The sequence below is a fragment of the Microbacterium sp. NPDC090225 genome, from assembly GCF_044772365.1.
In the GTDB taxonomy this organism is placed as follows: Bacteria; Actinomycetota; Actinomycetes; order Actinomycetales; family Microbacteriaceae; genus Microbacterium.
This window is the reverse complement of the sequence record NZ_JBIVYS010000001.1, coordinates 1,700,860-1,721,550: the sequence shown is the minus strand read 5'-3', so window position 1 is coordinate 1,721,550 and position 20,691 is coordinate 1,700,860. Positions and strand designations below refer to the sequence as shown.

General features: G+C 71.1%; 13 protein-coding genes. 12 read left to right on the top strand and 1 reads right to left on the bottom strand.

Annotated features, from left to right (window positions below; genetic code table 11):
• Positions 1 to 31: 31 nt before the first annotated feature.
• Positions 32 to 2,092: an acyl-CoA dehydrogenase gene (locus tag ACIQTT_RS08165; RefSeq protein WP_402788400.1), complete on the top strand. Its 2,061-nt coding sequence runs from the start codon at positions 32 to 34 to the stop codon at positions 2,090 to 2,092.
• An 83-nt stretch (positions 2,093 to 2,175) separates the two neighbouring features.
• Here ACIQTT_RS08165 and ACIQTT_RS08160 read toward each other — a convergent pair whose 3' ends face one another.
• Positions 2,176 to 3,192, bottom strand: a complete 1,017-nt coding sequence (locus tag ACIQTT_RS08160; protein ID WP_402788398.1) for a hypothetical protein — start codon at positions 3,190 to 3,192, stop codon at positions 2,176 to 2,178.
• Positions 3,193 to 3,268: 76 nt separating this feature from the next.
• On the opposite strand from ACIQTT_RS08160, the gene ACIQTT_RS08155 reads away from it, so the two are divergent.
• The 11 genes from ACIQTT_RS08155 (at position 3,269) to ACIQTT_RS08105 (ending at position 20,602) form a co-directional block, all read left to right on the top strand.
• Positions 3,269 to 3,604 carry a hypothetical protein gene (locus ACIQTT_RS08155; protein ID WP_402788396.1) on the top strand — a complete coding sequence of 112 codons (336 nt, stop codon included), beginning with the start codon at positions 3,269 to 3,271 and terminating at the stop codon, positions 3,602 to 3,604.
• Positions 3,605 to 3,640: 36 nt separating this feature from the next.
• Positions 3,641 to 4,687 (top strand): NAD(P)-dependent alcohol dehydrogenase, encoded by a 1,047-nt coding sequence (locus ACIQTT_RS08150; protein WP_402788394.1) that lies wholly within the window; start codon positions 3,641 to 3,643, stop codon positions 4,685 to 4,687.
• A 117-nt stretch (positions 4,688 to 4,804) separates the two neighbouring features.
• Entirely contained in the window at positions 4,805 to 5,374 is a 570-nt protein-coding gene (locus tag ACIQTT_RS08145; RefSeq protein WP_402788392.1) for a DNA-3-methyladenine glycosylase I, read from the top strand.
• Positions 5,375 to 5,483: 109 nt separating this feature from the next.
• Positions 5,484 to 6,617: a serine/threonine-protein kinase gene (locus ACIQTT_RS08140; protein ID WP_402788390.1), complete on the top strand. Its 1,134-nt coding sequence runs from the start codon at positions 5,484 to 5,486 to the stop codon at positions 6,615 to 6,617.
• The gene (locus ACIQTT_RS08135) at positions 6,617 to 12,574 is read left to right on the top strand and encodes an Ig-like domain-containing protein (RefSeq protein ID WP_402788388.1); all 5,958 of its coding nucleotides are present in this window, start codon (positions 6,617 to 6,619) and stop codon (positions 12,572 to 12,574) included. Before ACIQTT_RS08140 ends, ACIQTT_RS08135 begins: the two co-directional genes overlap by 1 nt.
• 38 nt (positions 12,575 to 12,612) lie before the next feature.
• Complete coding sequence (locus ACIQTT_RS08130; RefSeq protein ID WP_247632997.1) at positions 12,613 to 13,602, top strand: MoxR family ATPase; 990 nt, start codon at positions 12,613 to 12,615, stop codon at positions 13,600 to 13,602.
• Positions 13,599 to 14,969, top strand: coding sequence for a DUF58 domain-containing protein (locus tag ACIQTT_RS08125; protein ID WP_402788386.1), 1,371 nt, complete (start codon positions 13,599 to 13,601; stop codon positions 14,967 to 14,969). The genes ACIQTT_RS08130 and ACIQTT_RS08125 overlap by 4 nt, the downstream gene beginning before the upstream one ends.
• Positions 14,966 to 17,515, top strand: coding sequence for a transglutaminase domain-containing protein (locus ACIQTT_RS08120; protein WP_402788384.1), 2,550 nt, complete (start codon positions 14,966 to 14,968; stop codon positions 17,513 to 17,515). The genes ACIQTT_RS08125 and ACIQTT_RS08120 overlap by 4 nt, the downstream gene beginning before the upstream one ends.
• Positions 17,512 to 19,056 (top strand): DUF5684 domain-containing protein, encoded by a 1,545-nt coding sequence (locus tag ACIQTT_RS08115; protein ID WP_402788382.1) that lies wholly within the window; start codon positions 17,512 to 17,514, stop codon positions 19,054 to 19,056. The genes ACIQTT_RS08120 and ACIQTT_RS08115 overlap by 4 nt, the downstream gene beginning before the upstream one ends.
• Positions 19,053 to 19,880 carry a PP2C family protein-serine/threonine phosphatase gene (locus ACIQTT_RS08110; RefSeq protein ID WP_400441593.1) on the top strand — a complete coding sequence of 276 codons (828 nt, stop codon included), beginning with the start codon at positions 19,053 to 19,055 and terminating at the stop codon, positions 19,878 to 19,880. The genes ACIQTT_RS08115 and ACIQTT_RS08110 overlap by 4 nt, the downstream gene beginning before the upstream one ends.
• Positions 19,877 to 20,602 carry a hypothetical protein gene (locus ACIQTT_RS08105; RefSeq protein WP_402788380.1) on the top strand — a complete coding sequence of 242 codons (726 nt, stop codon included), beginning with the start codon at positions 19,877 to 19,879 and terminating at the stop codon, positions 20,600 to 20,602. The genes ACIQTT_RS08110 and ACIQTT_RS08105 overlap by 4 nt, the downstream gene beginning before the upstream one ends.
• The last annotated feature ends 89 nt before the right edge of the window (positions 20,603 to 20,691 follow it).

The following is a 20,691-nucleotide window of genomic DNA, read 5'->3' as shown; positions in this document are numbered from 1 at the left end:
CACTCCACCTTCTTCTCCGAGAGGAATGCTCATGGTCGACGCCGCCGTCCGCACCACGAAGACCCCGATCGTCGAGGCCACCAGCCCCGTCATCGATGTCGCCCGCGTCAACGATCTCCTGCTGGGGACCTGGGGCGACACCCGCCGCGAGGCCCGCGAGATGATCAAGGACTCCGCCTTCTGGCGGCAGGACGACCTCGGCAAGGACGAGCATCGCGAGCGCGTGCTCAGCCAGCTGCACCTGCTCGTCGAGAACAAGGCGGTGCACCGGGCGTTCCCGAAGTCGCTCGGCGGCGAGGAGAACAACGGCGCCAACATCGCGAGCTTCGAGGAGCTCGTCGTCGCCGACCCCAGCCTGCAGATCAAGTCGGGTGTGCAGTGGGGCCTCTTCGGATCGGCCGTGCTGCAGCTGGGCACGAAGGAGCACCATGAGAAGTGGCTGCCCGGCATCATGGACCTCTCGATCCCCGGCGCGTTCGCGATGACCGAGATCGGCCACGGATCGGACGTCGCCGCGGTCGGCACCACCGCGACGTACGACCCCGCCACGGAGGAGTTCGTCGTCCACACCCCGTTCCGCGGGGCGACGAAGGAGTACCTCGGCAACGCGGGGCTGCACGGCATCGCCGCGACCGTGTTCGCACAGCTCATCACCAACGGTGTGAACCACGGCGTGCACTGCTTCTACGTGCCGCTGCGCGGAGACGACGGCATCGACCTCCCCGGCATCGGCCGTGAGGACGACGGGCTCAAGGGCGGCCTGAACGGCATCGACAACGGGCGCCTGAGCTTCGAGCAGGTGCGCATCCCGCGCACCAACCTGCTCAACAAGTACGGCGACGTCGCCGCCGACGGCACCTACACCAGTGCCATCGACAGCCCCGGTCGCCGCTTCTTCACGATGCTCGGCACCCTCGTGCAGGGCCGCGTCTCTCTCGACGGCGCGGCATCCTGGGCATCCGCCCTCGGACTGCACATCGCGATCACGTACGCGACCCAGCGTCGCCAGTTCGACGGCGTCGACGGGCAGGAGGTCGTGCTGCTCGACTACGGCAAGCACCAGCGCCGCCTGCTGCCGCGCCTCGCCACGACCTACGCGCAGATCTTCGCGCACGACGAGTTCCTGCGGAAGTTCGACGGCGTCTTCTCGGGGCGCACCGACACCCCCGACGACCGCGAAGACCTCGAGACCCTCGCCGCGGCGCTCAAGCCGCTGTCGACCTGGCACGCACTCGACACGCTGCAGGAGGCCCGCGAGGCGTGCGGCGGGGCGGGCTTCATGTTCGAGAACCGTCTCGTCGGGCTGCGCGCCGACCTCGACATCTACGTCACCTTCGAGGGCGACAACAACGTGCTGCTGCAACTCGTCGGCAAGCGCCTGCTCACCGACTACGCGAGCCAGTTCAAGGGCAAGGATGCCGCGGCCCTCGCCAAGTACGCGGTCGGGATGACCGCCGGCAAGCTGTTCCACGGAGCCGGGCTGCGTCAGTTCGGGCAGTCGGTCGCCGATCTCGGGCAGGTCTCGCGGTCGGTCGAGAACGGACTGCGCGAGGAGCAGCAGCACCAGCTGCTCACCGAGCGCGTGCAGCAAATGGTCGCCGACATCGCGAACCGGCTGCGCCCCGGTGCGAAGGACAAGGCACTCGGCGCCCGTCTGTTCAATGAGAACCAGGCCGAGCTCATCGAAGCCGCCCGTGCCCACGGCGAGCTGCTGCAGTGGGAGGCGTTCACCGACGCCGTGCACACCGTCGATGACGAGCAGACGAAGGCCGTGCTCACGTGGCTGCGCGACCTCTTCGGGCTGCAGCTCATCGAGAAGCACCTCGCCTGGCACCTGATCAACGGGCGTCTGTCGATGCAGCGCGCTGCGGCGGTGTCGAGCTACATCGACCGGCTCTGCGCCCGTCTGCGCCCGCACGCGCTCGATCTCGTGAACGCATTCGGCTACGAACCCGAGCACGTGCGAGCGCCGATCGCCTCCGGTGCCGAGAAGGCGCGCCAGGACGAGGCTCGCGCGTACTACGCCGATCTCGAGGCCTCCGGTGAGGCCCCGATCCAGGAGAAGGCGCTGCGCGCCGCGAAGAAGCACTGAGTCGCGGTTCACAACTCCTCAGAACTGCACGGAGAAGGGCCCGATCGGCGAGATCGGGCCCTTCTCTCGTCAGATCTCCGGAGTCATGAACCGGTCGGCCCGGTGCCCGGCGCCGGCGGGTAGGTCGGGATCGCCGGGGAGTGCGAGGCGGGACCCATCCCCGTCCCCGGGAAGTACTGCGCGGGCGACGGCGGGTAGATCGGATGCTGACCCTGGAGCTGACCGAACGGCGGCGCGACCGGGGCTGCGGGGGCTTGCTGCGCCCGCGCGCGCACCCGGCGCAGCACGAACGTATAAGAGAGGTACAGGACTGCCGTCGCGGTGCCGGTTCCGAAGAGCAGAAGGGCCGGGAGCGTGCTGCTGATCTCCCGCGGCAGCTGGAACAGCGCGGGGAAGAGCACGTCGGGGAGGAGCACGAGCGCGTTCACGACGAGCAGCACCAGCGCGGGCAGTAGCAGAGCGAACGGCGACCAGCGCGTCACCGCGATCCCGATCACCACGAGGATCGTGCCGCCGAGCACGGCGGCCACGGCGATCGGCTGCACCGTCATCTCGAAGCGCTGATAGGCGTACAGCATCCCGGTGCCGATCCCCCAGGCGAGCAGCCCCACGCCGAAAGCGAGCAGGACGGGGGAGAGGATGCCGCCGACGAGGCCGAGCGCAGGGCCCTTCGGCTCGGGCCGGCGGCGTACGAGCGCGAGCACGACGCCCATCGTGCCGAGCACGGGGAAGAGCACGAGCGGCACCCCGTAGATGATGCCGTCTGTCCACTCCAGGGGCAGGCGCACGGCGCGCTGCGTGGCGATCAGCGCCGCCGGGAACATGGCGAAGAACACCGGTGCGAGGGCGAGAACGCCGACGGCGATCAAACCGGCCGAGCTCCAGATGCCGGTGACGACGACGGCGACGAGCAGCAGGATGCCGAGTGCCTGCAGCGCGGCCGGACCGGCCAGCTCCGCGAGGTCGACCTCGCGGGCGTATTGGAACACCGTGTACATCCAGACCCGGCCGCCTCCGGCGAGGAGTCCGGCGCCGACGGGCGCGAGAACGATGGCGATGATCACCGTGATGATGCGGGCGAGCGTGGACGAACGACGCATGGGACCTCCCCCTCCAGGGTCTCGTGCCCACCGTATCGACTCGGTGGGGGTCGGGGAAGACGGGATAATCGTCGGCATGAGCTTTCTCTGGCGGCACTTCCGGCGCGAGGTCGACTACTCGTCGCTCGAGGACGGTACGCCCGACGACGACGCCGACGCTCCGCTCCCGGCGCCCTCCCGGGCCAAGCGGGTTCTCGCCTGCGCGGGGGTGATCATGTTCGGCGCGATCTTCCTCGTCGCGGCGGTGGCCGTCGGCATCCGCGTCGACTGGGTGCTCACCGACACGATCCCCTGGCGCAACACCGAGATCTGGGGCTGGCCGCCGATGGTGTTCTGCGCTGTCGTCGGCCTCGCGGTGACGTGCTTCGGGGTGCATCTGCTGGCTCGGGCGGTGCGCGCTCCGCGACTCTGAGAAGAGGGGACAGACGGCGCGGGTAACGTCGTCTGCATGACCCGCGTGAACGCCTATGCCGCCCCGTCCGAAGCCGCCCCCCTCGAGAAGACCACGATCGAGCGCCGCGAACTCGGCCCCCACGACGTCCTGATCGACGTCGCCTTCGCGGGCATCTGCCACTCCGACATCCACACGGTGCGCGGCGATTGGGGCCACCGGGAATACCCCCTCGCGCCGGGACACGAGATCACCGGCACGGTCGCGGCCATCGGTGCCGAGGTCACGAAGCACGCGGTCGGCGATCGCGTCGGCGTCGGCTGCATGGTCAACTCCTGTGGGGAGTGCGACCAGTGCCGGAGAGGCGAGGAACAGTTCTGCCGCAACGGTGCCGTCTTCACCTACGGCAGCGTCGACCGCGACGGCACGATCACCCAGGGCGGGTACTCCGAGAAGGTCGTGGTGACGGAGGGCTTCGTCGTGCGGATCCCGGATGCGCTCGCTCTCGATGTCGCGGCGCCCCTGCTGTGCGCGGGCATCACGACCTACTCGCCCCTGCGGCACGCGCAGGTCGGGCCGGATTCGCGGGTGGCGGTCGTGGGCCTCGGCGGGCTCGGCCACATGGGTGTGCAGATCGCTCACGCGCTCGGAGCGGAAGTCACCGTCCTCTCGCAGACGCTGAGCAAGAAGGACGACGGGCTGCGCCTCGGCGCCGACCACTACTACGCGACGAGTGACGACGACACGTTCCGTTCACTGCGCGGGTCGTTCGACATGATCCTCAACACGGTCAGCGCGCCGATCGACCTGCGGTCGTACCTGGGGATGCTCGACGTCGACGGGGCGATGGTGTGCGTGGGGATGCCGTCCGATGCGCTTCCGCTGTTCGTCGGATCGCTCATCGGCGGACGCAAGTCGATCTCCGGCTCGAACATCGGCGGCATCCGCGAGACGCAGGAGATGCTCGACTTCTGCGCCGAGAAGGGCATCGCCGCCGAGATCGAGGTGATCCCGGCATCCGAGATCAACGCGGCCTACGAGCGCGTGCTCGCCTCGGACGTGCGGTACCGCTTCGTGATCGACGCCGCGACCTTCGCCGACTGAGCGTCTCGGGGGCGGGATCCTTCGACAGGCTCAGGGACCCAGTGCTTTGGGTCGCTGAGCCTGTCGAAGCGCCCCACCGCGAGGGGCCGTGTCGGTGGCCGCCGCTAGCGTGGGGGCATGAGCTCGTTGATCACCGGTCCCGACGAACGTGCGCGCTGCGGCTGGGTGGGTGACGACGTCGAGTACCGCCGCTACCACGACGAGGAGTGGGGCACCCCGCTCCACGGCAACAGGGCCCTCTTCGAGAAGATGGCGCTCGAAGGCTTCCAGGCCGGTCTGTCGTGGATCACGATCCTGCGCAAGCGCCCGCGATTCCGCGAGGTGTTCGCGGGATTCGACCCGGCGGTCGTCGCGGAGTTCGGCGACGACGACGTCGAGCGCCTGATGGGCGATGCCGGCATCATCCGCAATCGGGCGAAGATCCTGGCGACGATCGGCAATGCGCAGCTCGTGCGCGACATGGCCGAGGGCGAGCTCGACGAACTGATGTGGTCGTTCGCGCCCCCGGCATCCGACACCCGCCCGGCGTCGTTCGCCGACGTGCCGGCGGTGACCGCGGAGTCGACCGCGATGAGCAAGGAGCTGCGCAAGCGGGGGTTCCGCTTCGTCGGTGCGACGACCATGTACGCGCTGATGCAGTCGGCGGGAATGGTCGACGATCACATCGAGGGATGCTGGCGGGCCTGAGCGCGTCGCCGGTCGCGGTTATACTCGTGCGCGGGGGAACCCGCGGTGCGCTCGTGCCGCGGCGCTTTCGATGCGACCCCCGTCGATGACAATTCCCGGGGGAGGGCGAGTGGCGAAGCGGATTGCCTCCACGCCTCCGGTGCTGTCGGGCTACAGCTATGTGCGCCCGTTGGGCTCCGGTGGGTTCGCCGACGTCTTCCTCTACGAGCAGGACATGCCGCGCCGCGTCGCTGCGGTGAAGGTGCTGCTGGCGGATGCCGTGAACTCCGACGTGCTGCGAGCGTTCAACGTCGAGGCCGACATCTCGGCCCGACTCAGCGCGCACCCGTCGATCGTCACGATCTATCAGGCGTCGATCTCGTCGGACGGCCGCCCGTACTTCGCGATGGAGTACTGCCCCGACACGATGAGCGCCCGCTACAAGAAGGCGCCGCTGCCGCTCGCCGAGGTGCTCGACATCGGCGTGCGCATCGCCGGCGCGCTCGAGACCGTGCACCGCGCAGGGCTGCTGCACCGCGACATCAAGCCCTCGAACGTGCTCATCAACTCGCTCGGGGCGCCGGTGCTCGCGGACTTCGGCATCGCGGCGGCAGTGCTCGACGAGGGCGACTCCGAGACCATCGCGATGTCGATCCCGTGGAGCGCGCCCGAGGTGCTGCAGGAGAAGGTGTCGGGCTCGGTGCCCAGCGAGGTCTGGAGCTTCGGGGCGACGCTGTACACGCTGCTCTCCAGCCGCAGCCCCTTCGAGCGCGACGACCGTGCGTCGAACACGCGTGAGCTGCTCACGCAGCGCATCGTGAAGGCCAAGTACACACCGCTGCCGATCGCGGGCATGCCGAAGGTCATCGACGAGATCCTCGCGACGGCGATGGAGAAGGATCCGTCGCGCCGGTTCCCGAGCATGGCGGCGTTCGCGGATCGTCTGCGCCATGCGCAGTACGAGCTCGGCATCGCGCCCACCGCCTTCGAGGCGGCATCCGCCGAGTGGGCCGCGGCGTCGCCGGTCAGCTTCTCGGATGCCGCGCCCCGCGGCCCCGTCGTCACCACCGTCGCTCCCGACTCCCGCCGCGCCGCACGCGCCGCGAAGCAGCAGGGCGCGGCCCGTGACCGCGACGACCTCCCGGTCGCGACCCGTGCCCCATCGCGTTCTCCGCTCGTCGCCGGAGTGGTGGGCGCGCTCATCGGTGCCGTGGTGATCGCGGGCGTCGGCGTCGGCATCCTGTTCCTCACCGGGGTCCTGTGATGGCGATCGGCGACCGCGACCGCACCGCGACGAAGCCCCGCTCCCGCGGACGCCTCATCGCCGCGATCTCGGGCGTCGCTGCTCTCGCCGTGGTCGTCACCCTCGCCGTCACGGCGCAGGGCTACCAGTCGCAGGAAGTTCCGCGGCTGGAATCGGCCGTGTGGGTCATGCGCGACAGCGGCCAGTATGCGCGGGTCAACACCGACCTCGCCGAGATCGACACGGTGCGCAACGTCGATGACCCCGAAGCCGTGTGGCAGAGCGGTTCTTCGGCCGTGCTCTACGCGCAGGGCAACCGCCAGCGCTGGGATCTCGATCCCGCGAGCCCCGGAGATCTGATCGCGGATGCCGGCGACGAGGGCACTCCTCTCGCCTCCGAACCGACCCCCGCGGGAACCCGCGAGATCGTGTCGGCCGGTGCGTACGTGGCCTATCGCACCGACACCGGACAGGTCTCGGTCACCACCCTCGATGCCGGAGCGGGCACCGCTCTGGTCGACCCCTTCGCCGCGGTCGAGGTCGAGGAGGGCGAGGACCCGCCGTCGTACACGGCCGATGCGATCGGCCTCTCGCCCGAGGGCGTGCTCGCGCTCTACTCGGCCGAAGAGGGAGCGGTGCGCCGGTTCGACATCGATGAGCACCGCTTCCTCGGCGACGGTGCCGAGGTGTCCGACGCCCCCGAGGGCGGTGACGGTATCGAGCTCACCGTGGTCGGCGATCGCTGGGCGATGCTCCAGGCCGCGGAAGGGCGACTCTGGACGTCGGGCGCCGACGCCCCGATCACGATCGACGTCGCCGAGGGCGCGCGACTGCAGGCGGGCGCGGCATCCGGTGACGACGTCGTGGTCGCCGATGCCGATGGTCTCGTCTCGGTGGCTCTCGCCTCGGGTGACGAGGAGCGCATCGCCGAAGCATCCGGCGTCCCTGCGCGCCCGGTCGTGGTCGGCACGACGACCTACGCGGCCTGGCTCGACACCGGGTCCGGCACCCTGTGGGCCGGCGGCGAGACCACGTCGCTCTCCGTCCCCGACGACGCCCTCGAGTCCGCGACCATCGACCCGGTCTTCCAAGGCAACGGCGACCGCGTCGTGCTCAGCGAGATCGGCACCGGTCTGCTCTGGACGGCGCCGGACGGCGTGCTCATCCCGCTCGAGCAGTGGGCGATCGACGACGACACCGAGCAGCAGGAGGGCACGATCATCGTCGAGGACGTGGCGGAGCAGATGCCGCCCGTCGCCGTCGACGACTCGTTCGGCGTGCGGGCGGGCGAGCAGGTCCTCCTGCCCGTGCTGCTCAACGACCACGACCCGAACAAGAAGGACGTCCTGACGATCGACCCCGAGTCGGTGTCGGCCGGGCTCGGCGATTCCGGTTTCGGTCGGCTGTCGCTCGTGTCCGACGGGCAGGCGCTCGTCGTCGACGTGACCGCGACGAGCGGGCAGACCTCCTTCACGTATGCCGTGACCGACGGTGCCGCGGTGTCGCCGCCCGCGACCGTCACGCTCACGGTCGTGGATCCCGAAGTGAACTCCGCCCCGGTCTGGTGCGGCGTCGACGCCTGCCAGCAGGAATGGCCGGCGCCGCAGCTGCTCCCGGGCGGCAGCACGGTCGTCTCGGCGCTGTCGGGTTGGGTCGACCCCGAGGGCGATCCCTTCGTGCTCGTCGACGCCTACGAGACCGACTCCGCCGCTCCCGTGATGGTCGTTCCCATGGCCGACGGTCGGGTCGCCATCCGCCACACCGATCCGAACGCCTCGGATGCCGTCATCCCCGTGACCGTCGTGGTCGAAGACGTGCACGGTGCGCGCGCCGAGAAGACCCTCGACGTGCAGGTCACCGGCAGCCCCGCGCTGCTCGCCTCGCCGGTCGCGCTGACCGCGCGGGTGGGGGAGGCCCAGTCGATCCGCATCTCCGATCACCTCTCGGGCGGCTCCGGGTCGTATCGTCTGGTCGACGCCGTGCAGACGGCGGCGACGGCGGCGGGCCTCGAAGTCGCGCCGAACCTCGCCTCCGGCGACGTCGAGCTCACGGTCGCGGAGCCCGGTCAATACGTCGTGACGTACACCGCGCAGGATGCCACGACGCAGGCCGAGCAGTCGGCCGTGATCCGCATCACGGCAGTCGACGGCGCGGCTCCCCTCGCGATGGCTCCGCTCACGGCGTTCGTGCGCGAGGGCGAGGACAGCACGGTCGACGTGCTCAGCGCCGTGCAGAACACCACGGGCCGCGTGCTCATGCTCTCGGGAGCCGTGAGCTCGTCGCCGCAGTTGAGCGTGCGCGTCGTCAACAACGAGAGCATCCGCGTCAACGGCACGACCGACGACGGCGAGCCGGGTGTGATCGGCCGCGCACGCGTCACCGTCGCCGACGGCTCGGGTGCGGCCGTCGAGGGCACGGTCACCGTCTTCCTCACGCCGCCGTCGACCGTCACCCGTCCGATCGTCTTCCCCGACGCGATCACCGTGCGGGCGGGATCGCTCACCCGCATCAACGTGACCGCCAACGACGTGGCACCGCGCGGCGAGCCCCTCGTCGTGCAGCCCGAGGTGACCGGTTCGGGTGAGGCAGGAGAGCTCGTCTTCGCCGACGGCAACGCGCTCCGCTATCTCGCGCCGTCGACGCCCGGCACCTACCGGCTCACGTACTCGGTGTCGCTCGAGCGCAACCCCTCCCTCTCCGACGACGGCGCCGTGACGGTGACCGTCGTGCCGCCGGGGACCAATCGTGCCCCCACGCCCACCACACTCACGGGACGGGTGCTGAGCGGGCAGACCGTCTCGCTGTCGGTGCCCGCGACCGGCATGGACAGCGACGGCGACCGCGTCGTGCTCGCCGGCATCGATCAGCCCGGCAAGGGCGCCGGCACCGCCACGATCTCGGCGCGCGGCGACGCGATCGTCTATCGCGCTCCGGCCGGTGGCGTCGACGGTGGCCAGGCGACGTTCCGCTACACGGTGCGCGATCCACAGGGAGAGACGGGAACCGGACTCGTGCGGATCGGCGTGCTCGACGCCGACATCGACGATGCGGCCCCGGTGACCTTCAGCGACTACGTGCGCGTCGAGGCCGGGTCGTCGACGCCGATCGTGCTCGACCCCCGTGCGAACGACCTCGACCCGGCGCAGGGCGACCTCGAGATCACCGAACTTGTGCCCAATGCCCCGCCCGTCGCAGGCAACCCGCTCTACGAGCGGCTGAAGTCGCTGATCGACCCCGACACCTCGCTCGACGACGGACGCGTCGTGCTGCGCGCGGGCGACGTCGCGGGAACGAACTCCTACTTCTACACGGTGACGTCGAGCCGCACGCAGAGCACCGCGCAGGGCCTCATCGTCGTGTCGGTGACCGATGGCGCCGTGACCGACCAGCCCACGGTCGCCGACACGGTGCTGACCGCCCGGGACCGCGACGATCTCGCCGACCGCGGCATCGACGTCGTCACCGACCGGGTCAGCTGGCCGTCGGGTGACGCCAGCGCGCTGAAGCTCAGCCTCTGGGGCGACCAGCCCGGCTTCTCGGTGCAGGGCGACCGCATCGTCGGCGCGGCCCCGGCCGAGGGCACCCTCGTGCCCTTCCAGCTCACCGGGACCGCCGCGGGCGGGCGCGACGTCGTCGCCTACGGGTTCCTGCACATCCCCGCGTTCGACGACATGCAGGTGCAGATCACGCCCGGCGCGACCCCGGTCGTCGTCGACGAAGACGCCGAGGCGACGTTCACCGTGGCCGACTACCTCGACCTCGCGGCGACCGACGCGGTCGAGATCGGATCGGGCGAGTTCACCGCGCAGCGCGCCGCGGCGGTCTGCCTCCCCGCAGGCGGGGGAGAGGCGACCTATCGCGCCGGCCGCGAATCGCCCTGGTCCGACACGTGCCTCGTGCCGGTGCGGCTCCAGGGCCAGGAGCGCTGGTCGTACATCGACGTGCCCGTCAGCATCCGTCCCGCCGAGCCGCAGCTGCTGCTGTCGTCGATCGCCCACACCGTCGCTCCGGGCGCGAGCGCGGACTTCGACCTCTACGCCAACATGGCGAGCTGGGAGGGCGGCCGCGAGGGCGACGCCCGTTCGCTCGACTTCCGCACCGTCTACAGCGGCGCCTCGTTCACGGTCACGCAGAACGGCCCGACGCTCACCGTCGAGGCGCACGCCGATGCGCGCCCCGGCACCGCCGAGGCCGTCGAGGTGACCGTCTCGCAGTACGGCGAGGCCGCGGCATCCGTGCGCCTGGTCGTCGGGGCGGCGCCGCCGGATGCTCCGCGCGGGGCGACCTTCACGAAGCAGTGCGTCGTGACCAGCCCCAGCTGCGCGATCGACGTCGTCGACATCGCCGGCGAGTACGACCCGTTCGCGGGCAAGCAGGGCTCCGGATTGAAGCTCGTCTCGCTCGGTTCCGGCGCCCGGTGCGACGTCGCTTCGCTCGCCGCCTCCGGCGACCGCGCGATCACCGCGAGCTGGCCCGGCGGCGGGCAGGCTCCCGGCGGCCAGTGCGTGGTGCCGTTCGTCGTGGCGGATGCTCAGGGGCGCACCGGCACGGGAACTCTCACCCTCGACCTGCAGGGGTACCCGCAGGCGCCGGCGAGCGTCACGACCGTCGGATACACGCGCTCGACCGTCGTGCTGGAGGTGCCGCTGGGTGAGGCCGGACGCGCGCACCCCTCGGTCACCGGCGTGACGATCCAGCAGGACGGTGCCGCCGCGAACGCCTCGTGCGGGCCGGCCGGTGGCGGCCTGTACCGCTGCACGGTGAACGGCCTGGTCAACGGCGAGAGGCATGCGTTCACGGCATCCGCGGTCAACTCGGTGGGTGCCTCGGCGCCGACCTCGGCGCACACCAGCTGGGCGTACGCAGCGCCGACCGTGTCGAATGCGACGGCGACGCCGGTGTACCGCCAGGGGGTCACCGATCGCACTCGTGCCGCGGTCGATCTGTCGATCGACGCGCCGGACGACGCGCGCTCGTTCCGCGTCGAGGAGACCGGGCAGGTCATCGAGCGCAGCGGTGGCACGACGAAGGCTCAGCTCGCGCTCGCGCCCGGCGCGCAGACCCTCACGATCGTGCCGGTCAGCCAGTTCCAGCCGCCCACGGGCGACGGGGGCAACGAGGGCGGGGCCTTCCGCACCCAGGTGACCGCGGCGGGCACGGTGTTCTTCGATCCCGCCGGTACGGATGCTGCGGCCTCCTCGAACACGTCGATCAGCATCTCGGCACCCGGTACGGGGGCGGCACAAGCGAACGGCAGCGACCGTGGCGTGAGCATCGTCTATGTCGCCTGGCGCTCCGGCAACGTTTCGTGCACGGCCAGCCCGACCGGTGAACTCCAGGTATCCGGAGACGAGAAGCGGTCCTCCTCGCCCTCGCTCGACGGCTTGGCCGAGTACCAGCTCTATAACGTCAAGGCGTGCGCCTCGAACGGATACGGTGTCGCAGAGACCTACCCGAAGCAGGTCTTCACCTTCACGTCGGTCGAGGGCCCCGGCGGCGAAACGAGCTACCGCGTCGCGACCACTCCGAGCCAGAGCGGCACGACGTACAACTACCCGCTCGAGCGCGGTCCGTCGATCTCGGTGCGCAACGGTTTCGTGGTCTGGTACAACATGTACGGCACACGGCAGCAGGACTTCTCGCTCAGCCGTGACGCCGCGCCGGGCCAGATCACCGCCCAGGGCTGTCACTCCGTCGTCCCCGGGTACTGCTCGGCGGCCGTGCAGATCTCTGCCGAGACCGCGCCCACTATCGTCGATGCGACCTTCGGACAGTGCCTTCCCGAGAACCCCGGTGACGTCGTCACCGTCTCGGGCGCGGCGCGCGGCTCCTACTCGCTCGGCACCCCGGTGGAGATCCCGGGCGCGACCGTGGACGACCCGCCCTCCTACGACGTCACGCTCACATGGACCGGGGCCTACTCCTCGCTCGCCCCGATCACGCATCGCGTCCCCGCCGCCTGCACCCCGACCCCCTGACCCCGTCCGAGACCATCGAGAAGAATACTGTTGCTCCTATGCCTGCTTCCTCCGCTGCACCCGTGACCATCGCCCCCGAACAGGCTGCCTGGTTCGCCGAGACGTTCTCGATCCTCACCGGCAACGTCGAGCAGGTCGTGCTCGGCAAGCGCCACATCGTCGAGCTCGTGCTCGCGGCGGGCATCAGCGGTGGGCACGTGCTGCTCGAGGACTACCCGGGCACCGGCAAGACCGCGCTCGCCCGCGCGATCGGCCAGACCATCTCGGGCACGAGCACGCGCATCCAGTTCACCCCCGACCTGCTCCCCGGCGACGTCACGGGCATCACCGTGTACGACCAGAAGGAGGGCACGTTCGAGTTCCACGCGGGTCCCGTGTTCGCGAACATCGTGCTCGCCGACGAGATCAACCGGGCGAGCCCGAAGACGCAGTCCGCGCTGCTCGAGGTCATGGAGGAGGGCACCGTCACGGTCGACGGCGTCACCCGCCCGGTCGGCTCGCCGTTCCTCGTGATGGCGACGCAGAACCCGATCGAGCAGGGCGGTACGTACCGTCTGCCCGAGGCGCAGCTCGACCGCTTCATGATCAAGACCTCGATCGGCTACCCCGACGACGCGGCGACCATGCGCATCCTGCAGGGTGCGGCGCAGCCGACCCGCGTGCTCGACGGCATCGTCGGCACCGACACCATCCTCACGATGACCGAGATGGCGCGCGGCGTGTATGTGAACCCGCTCGTCTCGGACTACATCATGCGCATCGTCGACGCCACGCGTCGGGCATCCGAGGTGCGTCTGGGCGCCAGCGTGCGCGGCGCGATCGCGCTGTCGCGACTTGTGATGACCTGGGCCGCGAAGAACGGCCGCACCTACGCCACCCCCGACGACGTGCGCGAGCTCGCCGTCGTCGCGCTGGCGCACCGTCTCGTGCTCGAGCCCGAAGCCGAGTTCGACGGCGTGACCGCGGTGGCCGTAGTCGGCCAGATCCTGCTCGACGTCGAACCCCCGCGCGAGAACGGCACTGCGTGAGCTTCAACACCGAATCGCGCCTGACCCGCACGACGGCGCACACGTCGACCTCGACGCGTACGGCGACGGTGACGCGGTACGCGCAGACGCGCCGCGGCCCCGTGCGCGGGGCGGTGTTCGGCATGCGTCGAGCCGGGCGCACGATCGCCCGAGCGGCGCGCCGCACGGCCGGTTGGGTGCGCGAGACGGTGACGGCTGCGGGGCTGCTCGTGGCCGCGGCCCTGGTGCTCGGCGTCGTCGCGGGGGTGCTCTTCGGCTGGGTCGAGGCGTGGGCCGTGGCGGCGATCGCGCTGGTGCTCCTCATCGTCTGCGTGCCTTTCGTGCTGGGCGCCCACGACTACCGCATCCATCTCACGCTCGACCGGGATCGTGTGGTCGCGGGGGCCGAGATCGGTGCGGTGCTCGACGTGCGCAACAACGGCACCCGCCTGTCGCTCCCCGGCGTGGTCGACGTTCCGGTCGGCGAGGGCCTCGTCGAGGCGCACGTGCCGCTGCTGCGACCCGACGGACATCATCGCGAAGAGCTCACGATCGCGGCGCACCGTCGCGGCGTGATCGACGTCGGTCCGATGACGATCACGCGCGGAGATCCGATCGGCATCCTCCGCCGCGAGATGCGCTGGCCCGAGGTGCAGCGCATCCACGTGCACCCCGTCACGGTGCGCATCCCCAGCACGAGCGCGGGGCTCATCCGCGACCTCGACGGCACCCCGAGCACGACGCTCGTCGACGCCGACCTGTCGTTCCACGCCGTGCGCGAGTACGTCGTGGGCGACTCGCAGCGCCACGTGCACTGGAAGTCGACCGCCAAGACCGGCACGCTCATGGTGCGGCAGTACGAGGAGTCCCGGCACGCCCGTATCGCGATCATCCTCGACCTCGACGCCGAGTCGTACGACAGCGACGACGAGTTCGAGAACACTGTGAGTGCCGCGGCATCCCTCGCGCTGCAGGGTGTGCGCGACGGCCGCGACGTGCTGTTCTCGGTGAGCAACGAGATCCCCGAGCACAGTCGCACCGAGGTGCTGTCGATCCGCACCCTGCCGACCGCCACGCCGAAGGCGATGCTCGACGCGACCTCGACGCTCGACGCCTCCGACCGGGTCATGCGTCTCGAGGCGGTGGCGGCGTTGACCGTGCAGTCGTACCCCGACCTCTCGATCGGCTTCCTGCTCACCGGATCGCGCACGCCGCTCGAGCGACTGCGGCACGCCGCGGTGAAACTGCCCGCGCAGGTCGACGCCGTCGCCGTGCGCAGCGAGCTCGGCGAACAGCCCACGATGCGCACGGCCCGCGAACTGTCGGTCATGACCCTCGGAGCGCTCGGCGATCTGCCGCAGATGCTCGCCAGAGGAGCGCTTCGATGAGCGGCACGCGCACGCGTCTCCGGGGCGCGAACGGCTCCGCGCTCCGGTTCTCGGCCCTCACGTTCTGGGCGCTCGGTTTCGTGACGGTCGGCATCGCGCTCGCGACGGCCGCCGCCTGGCCCGTGTACGAGTCGCCCCGCGCGCTCGTCGTCGGTTTCACTGGTGGCCTGCTCGGCATGGGCGTCGCGGTTCTTGCTCGGTTGCTGCGCTGGGGTGCGCTTCTCGCCGCGCTCGCGGCGGCCGCGATGTACCTGATCGTCGCCGTGCCCTTGGCGATCCCGTCGGCGCTGTCGTCGGTGCCCGCGTTCCTCGGCGGCCTGCGCGATGCCGTGTTCGGTGTCGTGCTGGGGTGGAAGCAGATGCTGACGCTCGCGCCGCCGCTCGGCGAGTACCAGGCGGTGCTCATCCCGTTCCTCGTCGTGATGCTGTTCGGCGGATTCCTCGCGACCTTCCTCGCACTCCACCCGGGGCGTCGCGCCCTGGCGGCGGTCCCCGTCGTCGCCGTGATGAGCGTCTTCGGGATCGCCTTCGGATTGAGCGCGACCAGTTCATCGATCGCCGTTCTCGGTATCGAGATCCCTGCTCCGCGCGAGTGGCTGATCGGCGTCGGCGTGTTCGCCGCCGCTCTGGTCTGGGTGATCGGTCGGGCGCGCATCGAGCGGGCCCAGGCGCTGCGCATCGTCGCGGCGACCGGCGTCTCCCGCCGGGCGGCACCGGTGTGGCTCAGCGTCCGTCGGCACCTGCTCGCGGGCGCGCTCGTGGTCGTCGCCCTCGTCGCCGGCGTCGCGGCGGCGCCCGTCGCCGCCGGCTGGACCGACCGCTCGGTGCTGCGCGACGAGGTCGAGCCGATGATCGTCGTGCAGCAGCAGACCAGCCCGCTCGGTTCCTACCGTGCCTGGTTCGCAGGAGATCGCCTCGGCGAGACGGTGTTCGGGGTGCAGGGCGATCCCGGTGCCGTCGATCGCATCCGTCTCGTCACGCTCGACGCCTACGACGGCAACGACTTCCACATCGCCGAGGACGACCGCTTCAGTCGGCTCCCGCGCACCGCCGGCCCGGGCCAGAACCGGGTCGCGCTCGACATCACGGTGGGCGATGCCTACCGCGGCATCTGGGTTCCGACCCCCGCCGGACTCGCCGAGGCGCCGGCGTTCGCCGGATCACGGGCGGATGCTCTCGCCGACGGGTTCCACATCGACGCCGACGGCGACACGGCGATCACGATCGCGGATGCTCCGGGCGGCGGCAGCGGGCTGGTGCCCGGCGATCGTTACTCGGTACTCGTCGATGTCCCGGCCACCGGCGACGGGATCGCCACGCTGCAGGGCGGCGAGTCGACGCTCGACGCCGACGCGTTCCCCGCGCTCGTCGAGTGGGCCGAGATGCAGGAGCAGCCGCGCACGGGCGCCGGCTTCGTCGAGCTGATCGACCGGCTGCGCTCGCGCGGCTACCTCAGCCATGCGTTGCTCGACGACGCGGCTTCCGCCGGCTGGATCGCGGCGCTCGAGGGCGCCGAGGGCTACGGTTTCGCGTCGAGCTACGCCGGCCACTCGGCAGCCCGCATCGAAGAGGTCTTCACCGCGATGGTCGAGCAGGAGCGCCGGGCGGGAGCGGATGCCGCACCCGAACTGCTCGTGTCGGCGATCGGTGACGACGAGCAGTTCTCGACCGCCGCCGCACTGCTCGCCGAGCACTGGGGTCTCGAGTCGCGCGTGGTCATCGGGGCGCGTCTCGCGGGCGCAGAGGAGGTGCCCGGCATCCCGGCGTGTACCGAGGTCTGCACGGGTGAGAGCATGAGCGCCTGGGTCGAGGTGCGGTCCACCGGCGGCGAATGGATGCCGATCGACGTCACGCCGCAGTACGCGATGCTGCCGAGTGCGATCACCGAGGGTGAGCAGCTGCCCGAGCATCCGACCGTTCCGGAGCAGCCGCGCTCGGAGGCGCTCGATCCGCCGCAGGCGCAGAGCGACTCCAACGACGATGCTCCGCCGCTGGAGGCCCCCGAATCGGAGTTCCTGGCCGTTCTGCTGCCGATCCTGCGCGCGGTCGGTCTGGGCGTTCTCGCGCTCGTGCTGCTGACGCTTCCGCTGCTGGTGCTGCTGATCGCGAAGGGGCGCCGGGCGCGTGCACGGCGCGATGCCGCCGACCCCGAGGTGCGGCTCGCCGGCGCCTGGGAGGAGCTCGTCGACCTGTACACCGACCACGATGTGGTCATGCAGACGCAGGGCACGCGTGTGCAGCGCGCCCGCTCGGCCGACCGGTCTGCGGCCGTGCGGTTGGCGGTGCTCGTCGACCGCGGCATCTTCGCGGGGCATCCGCCCACCGATGCGGATGCCATCGCCGCCTGGCAGATCGTCGACGACGAACGAGCCGCGCTGTCGGCGGCCGACAGCCGCTGGCGGCGTCTGGTCGCGCGGGTGCGCCTGACCTCGTTGCTGAGCCGTGCGAGGCCGACGAGCGGCCCTCGTTTCGCGGGTCGCCGTCCGGTGATCGGTACGCTCGCAGTAGCCGGTTCGCCCCACGACCGGCAGAAGGAGACCCCATGACACCGTCAGCAGAGTCCGGACTGCTCTCGATGCTCCTCATCGGATGGGGTGTCGGCCTGCTCCTCGGCCTCGGCATCTACGTCTGGTACGCGGTGGCGCTGTCGCGCCTGTTCCCGCGGCTCGGGGGAGAGGCGTGGAAGGGCTGGGTGCCCATCCTCAACGAGGCCGAGATCCTCGCGCGGGGAGGCGTCGCCGCCTGGAAGGTCGTGTTCTACCTGATCCCGATCGTGCAGATCTACGGCATCTATCTCAAGGTGATCGCGACGCATCGGATCAACCAGCAGTTCGGTCGCGGTGCCGGGTCGACGGTGCTCGCGATCCTGCTGCCTCCCGTGTGGGCGACGATCCTCGCCGCCGGGGCGCCGCCGTACCCGGAGGGCGACCGCCTCGCGGCCCTGCAGCCGGGGCCGCGCCGCACGCCCCAGCCGCTGCTCGAGCCGACCACCGGCGACACCCGCGACTACGCGCTCCCGGCTTTCGCGCCGCAGCGCCCCGCCTCGGCGCACGCCGGTGTGGCGCCGACCGGGGGATTCATCCCGGCTCCGCGCTCGACGAGCGGCGGGTCCGAGGCATCCGCCACGCCCGCCGCCGGCAACGCCGGCATCCCGGCCGAGTGGCAGGCGTTCGCCCCGGCCCCGCAGGCTCCCGCAGCCGCACCTCAGCCGCCGGCACCGCAGCCCCCCACGGCCGCTCCGCAGTCTCCGGCCCCTGCCCCGCAGCCGCCGGCTCCGTCCTTCGCTCCGCCGACCGCATCCGCTCCGCAGTCGCCGGTCGTGCCCGCTCCGGCCGCGCCGCCCGCCGCGCCGCCCGCCGCGCCGCCCGCCGCGCCGTCTGCCGCTTCTCCGGCCCCGGCATCCGCTCCGCTGCCCCCGGCCGCACCCGTCGCGCCGGCTGCACCCGCCGAAAAGTTCCCGCTGCCGGCCGCCTTCGCTCCGACCCCGCCCGTCTTCACGCCCCCGGCGCCGCCGGCTGCGGCGCCGACGTCACCGGCTGAGACGGAGCTCCCGGCGGCTCCCGGCATCCCTCCCGTCCCCCTGGTCGCCACGCCCCCGGCCGCTCCTGCCGCCCCGCCCGTCGCCGAGGCTCCGCTCACGCAGGACGCCGAGTCCGATGACCTCCTCGCCGACGACCTCGCGCAGACGATCATCAAGCCCCGGCAGGTCGCCGTCGAGGACGACCTCGAAGCGACCGTCGTCGTCGCCCGCAAGCGCGGGGTGCGTCGTTCACTGGTGCTCGACGACGGCCGCAGCTTCGCACTTTCGGGCGCGAGCGTCGTGATCGGCCGCAACCCGACCGGCGACCCGGGCGAGCAGCGCCTGTCGATCACCGACGCCACCCGCACCCTTTCGAAGACCCACGCGCGTCTCGTCGTGACCGACGACGAGTGGCGTCTGACCGACCTGCACGCGACCAACGGCGTCGTCGTCGTGGCCGAAGACGGCACCGAGGTGCTGCTCGACCCGGGCGAGAGCGTCGTCGGCACCGGGCGCTTCATCCTCGGTGAGGTCGGGATGCACGTGATCGCGGAGCGCGATTCGTGACCGTCGACCAGGTCGTGCTCAACGTCGCGTCGCTGACCGACACCGGTCTCAAGCGCGCCGCGAACGAGGACTCCCTGCTCACCGCGGCCCCCGTGTTCCTCGTGGCCGACGGCATGGGCGGGCACGAGGCCGGCGACCGGGCGAGCGCCGCCGTGGTCGCCGCCTTCGAACCGCTGCGGGGAACGGCGGTCACGATCGACGACGTTCGCCTGGCGCTCGGCCGCGCGACCGCCGTGGTCGAGTCGATCGCCGCCGCACACAAGCAGGGCGCCGGCAGCACGGTCTCGGGTGTGGCCCTGGTCGAGCACGAGGGGCTGCCGCACTGGCTCGTCTTCAACGTCGGCGACTCGCGCGTCTACCGCCATCACGCCAACGACCTCGTGCAGCTGACGATCGACCACTCCCTCGGGCAGGAGATGGTCGACGCAGGAGAGATGCGTCCCGAGGATCTCGCGACCTTCGCCCAGCGCAACATCATCACGCGTGCGATCGGCGCGGCCGACAGCGAGGCCGACAGCTGGCTGCTGCCCGTGATCGACGGCGAACGCCTGCTGCTCTGCTCCGACGGCCTGAGCGGAGAGGTGAGCGACGAGGCGATCCGCGCGACCCTGACGATGTGCGGTCGCCCGGAGACCGCGGCATCCGCTCTGGTGCGCCGAGCGCTGCAGGCGGGCGGACGCGACAACGTCTCGGTCGTCGTGATCGACGTCGTCGCCGGCGGCCTGCGCGCCGGACGCGACGACGATACGGCCGGCCGGATGGCGGTGTCGGTCGGCACCGACTCGATGCTCGAGGGCACGACGATCCCGGTGCGCGCGCGATGACCGAGGAGATCGACGAAGAGACCGTCATCGTCACGCGACGCGACCGTCGGCGCGCGGTGCAGGCGGAGTCGGTGCAGGCGGATGCCGAGACGCAGTCCGCGTCGTCGCAGATGGATGCCGAGGTGCACGTCGAGGACGACGAGGCGCACATGGACGACAACGAGGCGACCGTGGTCGTCGGGCGCTCGCGCCCCGCGGCATCCGACATCGACGAGGCGACGATCGTCGTCGACCGCACCCGCGGCACATCGTCGGACGATGACCACGAGCCGACCGTCGTGGTCGACCGCGCGCGCCCGGCATCGTTCGAGCTGGACGAATCGACGGTCATCGTTGATCGCTCGGGTGGCACTGCCGTCGCGCCGTCGGGTCTCGAGGAGACGATCGTGCGTCCGCGGCGCGGCCTGCGTCGTCGGCGGAACACGGTGTTCGACCCTCCCTCCTCGCTCGAAGACACGATTCCTCGGAGCGCGGTCTCGTTCGAGCGCCCGACCGAGCCCGAGCCACCGGCGATCTACAAGCCGCGCCCCGCTCCGCTCGTGCCGAAGGCCCCACCCGCAGTCGGCGGTGGTCCGGCATCGACACGCGTCGAGAACCCGGCGCTCCCGTCGGTGGCGCGGCAGGGAGTGCGTCGCAGCCGCGCAACGCTGCTCACCTTCGCCGGTGCGTGCGCGGTGTCGCTCGCGGGGCTCGTGACGCTCGGCTTCGTCGTCTTCGCCTGACTCGGCGAGACATCCCCGGGCCGCTTTCGTTTTCCATCTCTGACCTCGATTTTTGGTGTGCTGATATATCAAGTCGAGATCGTCTCTTC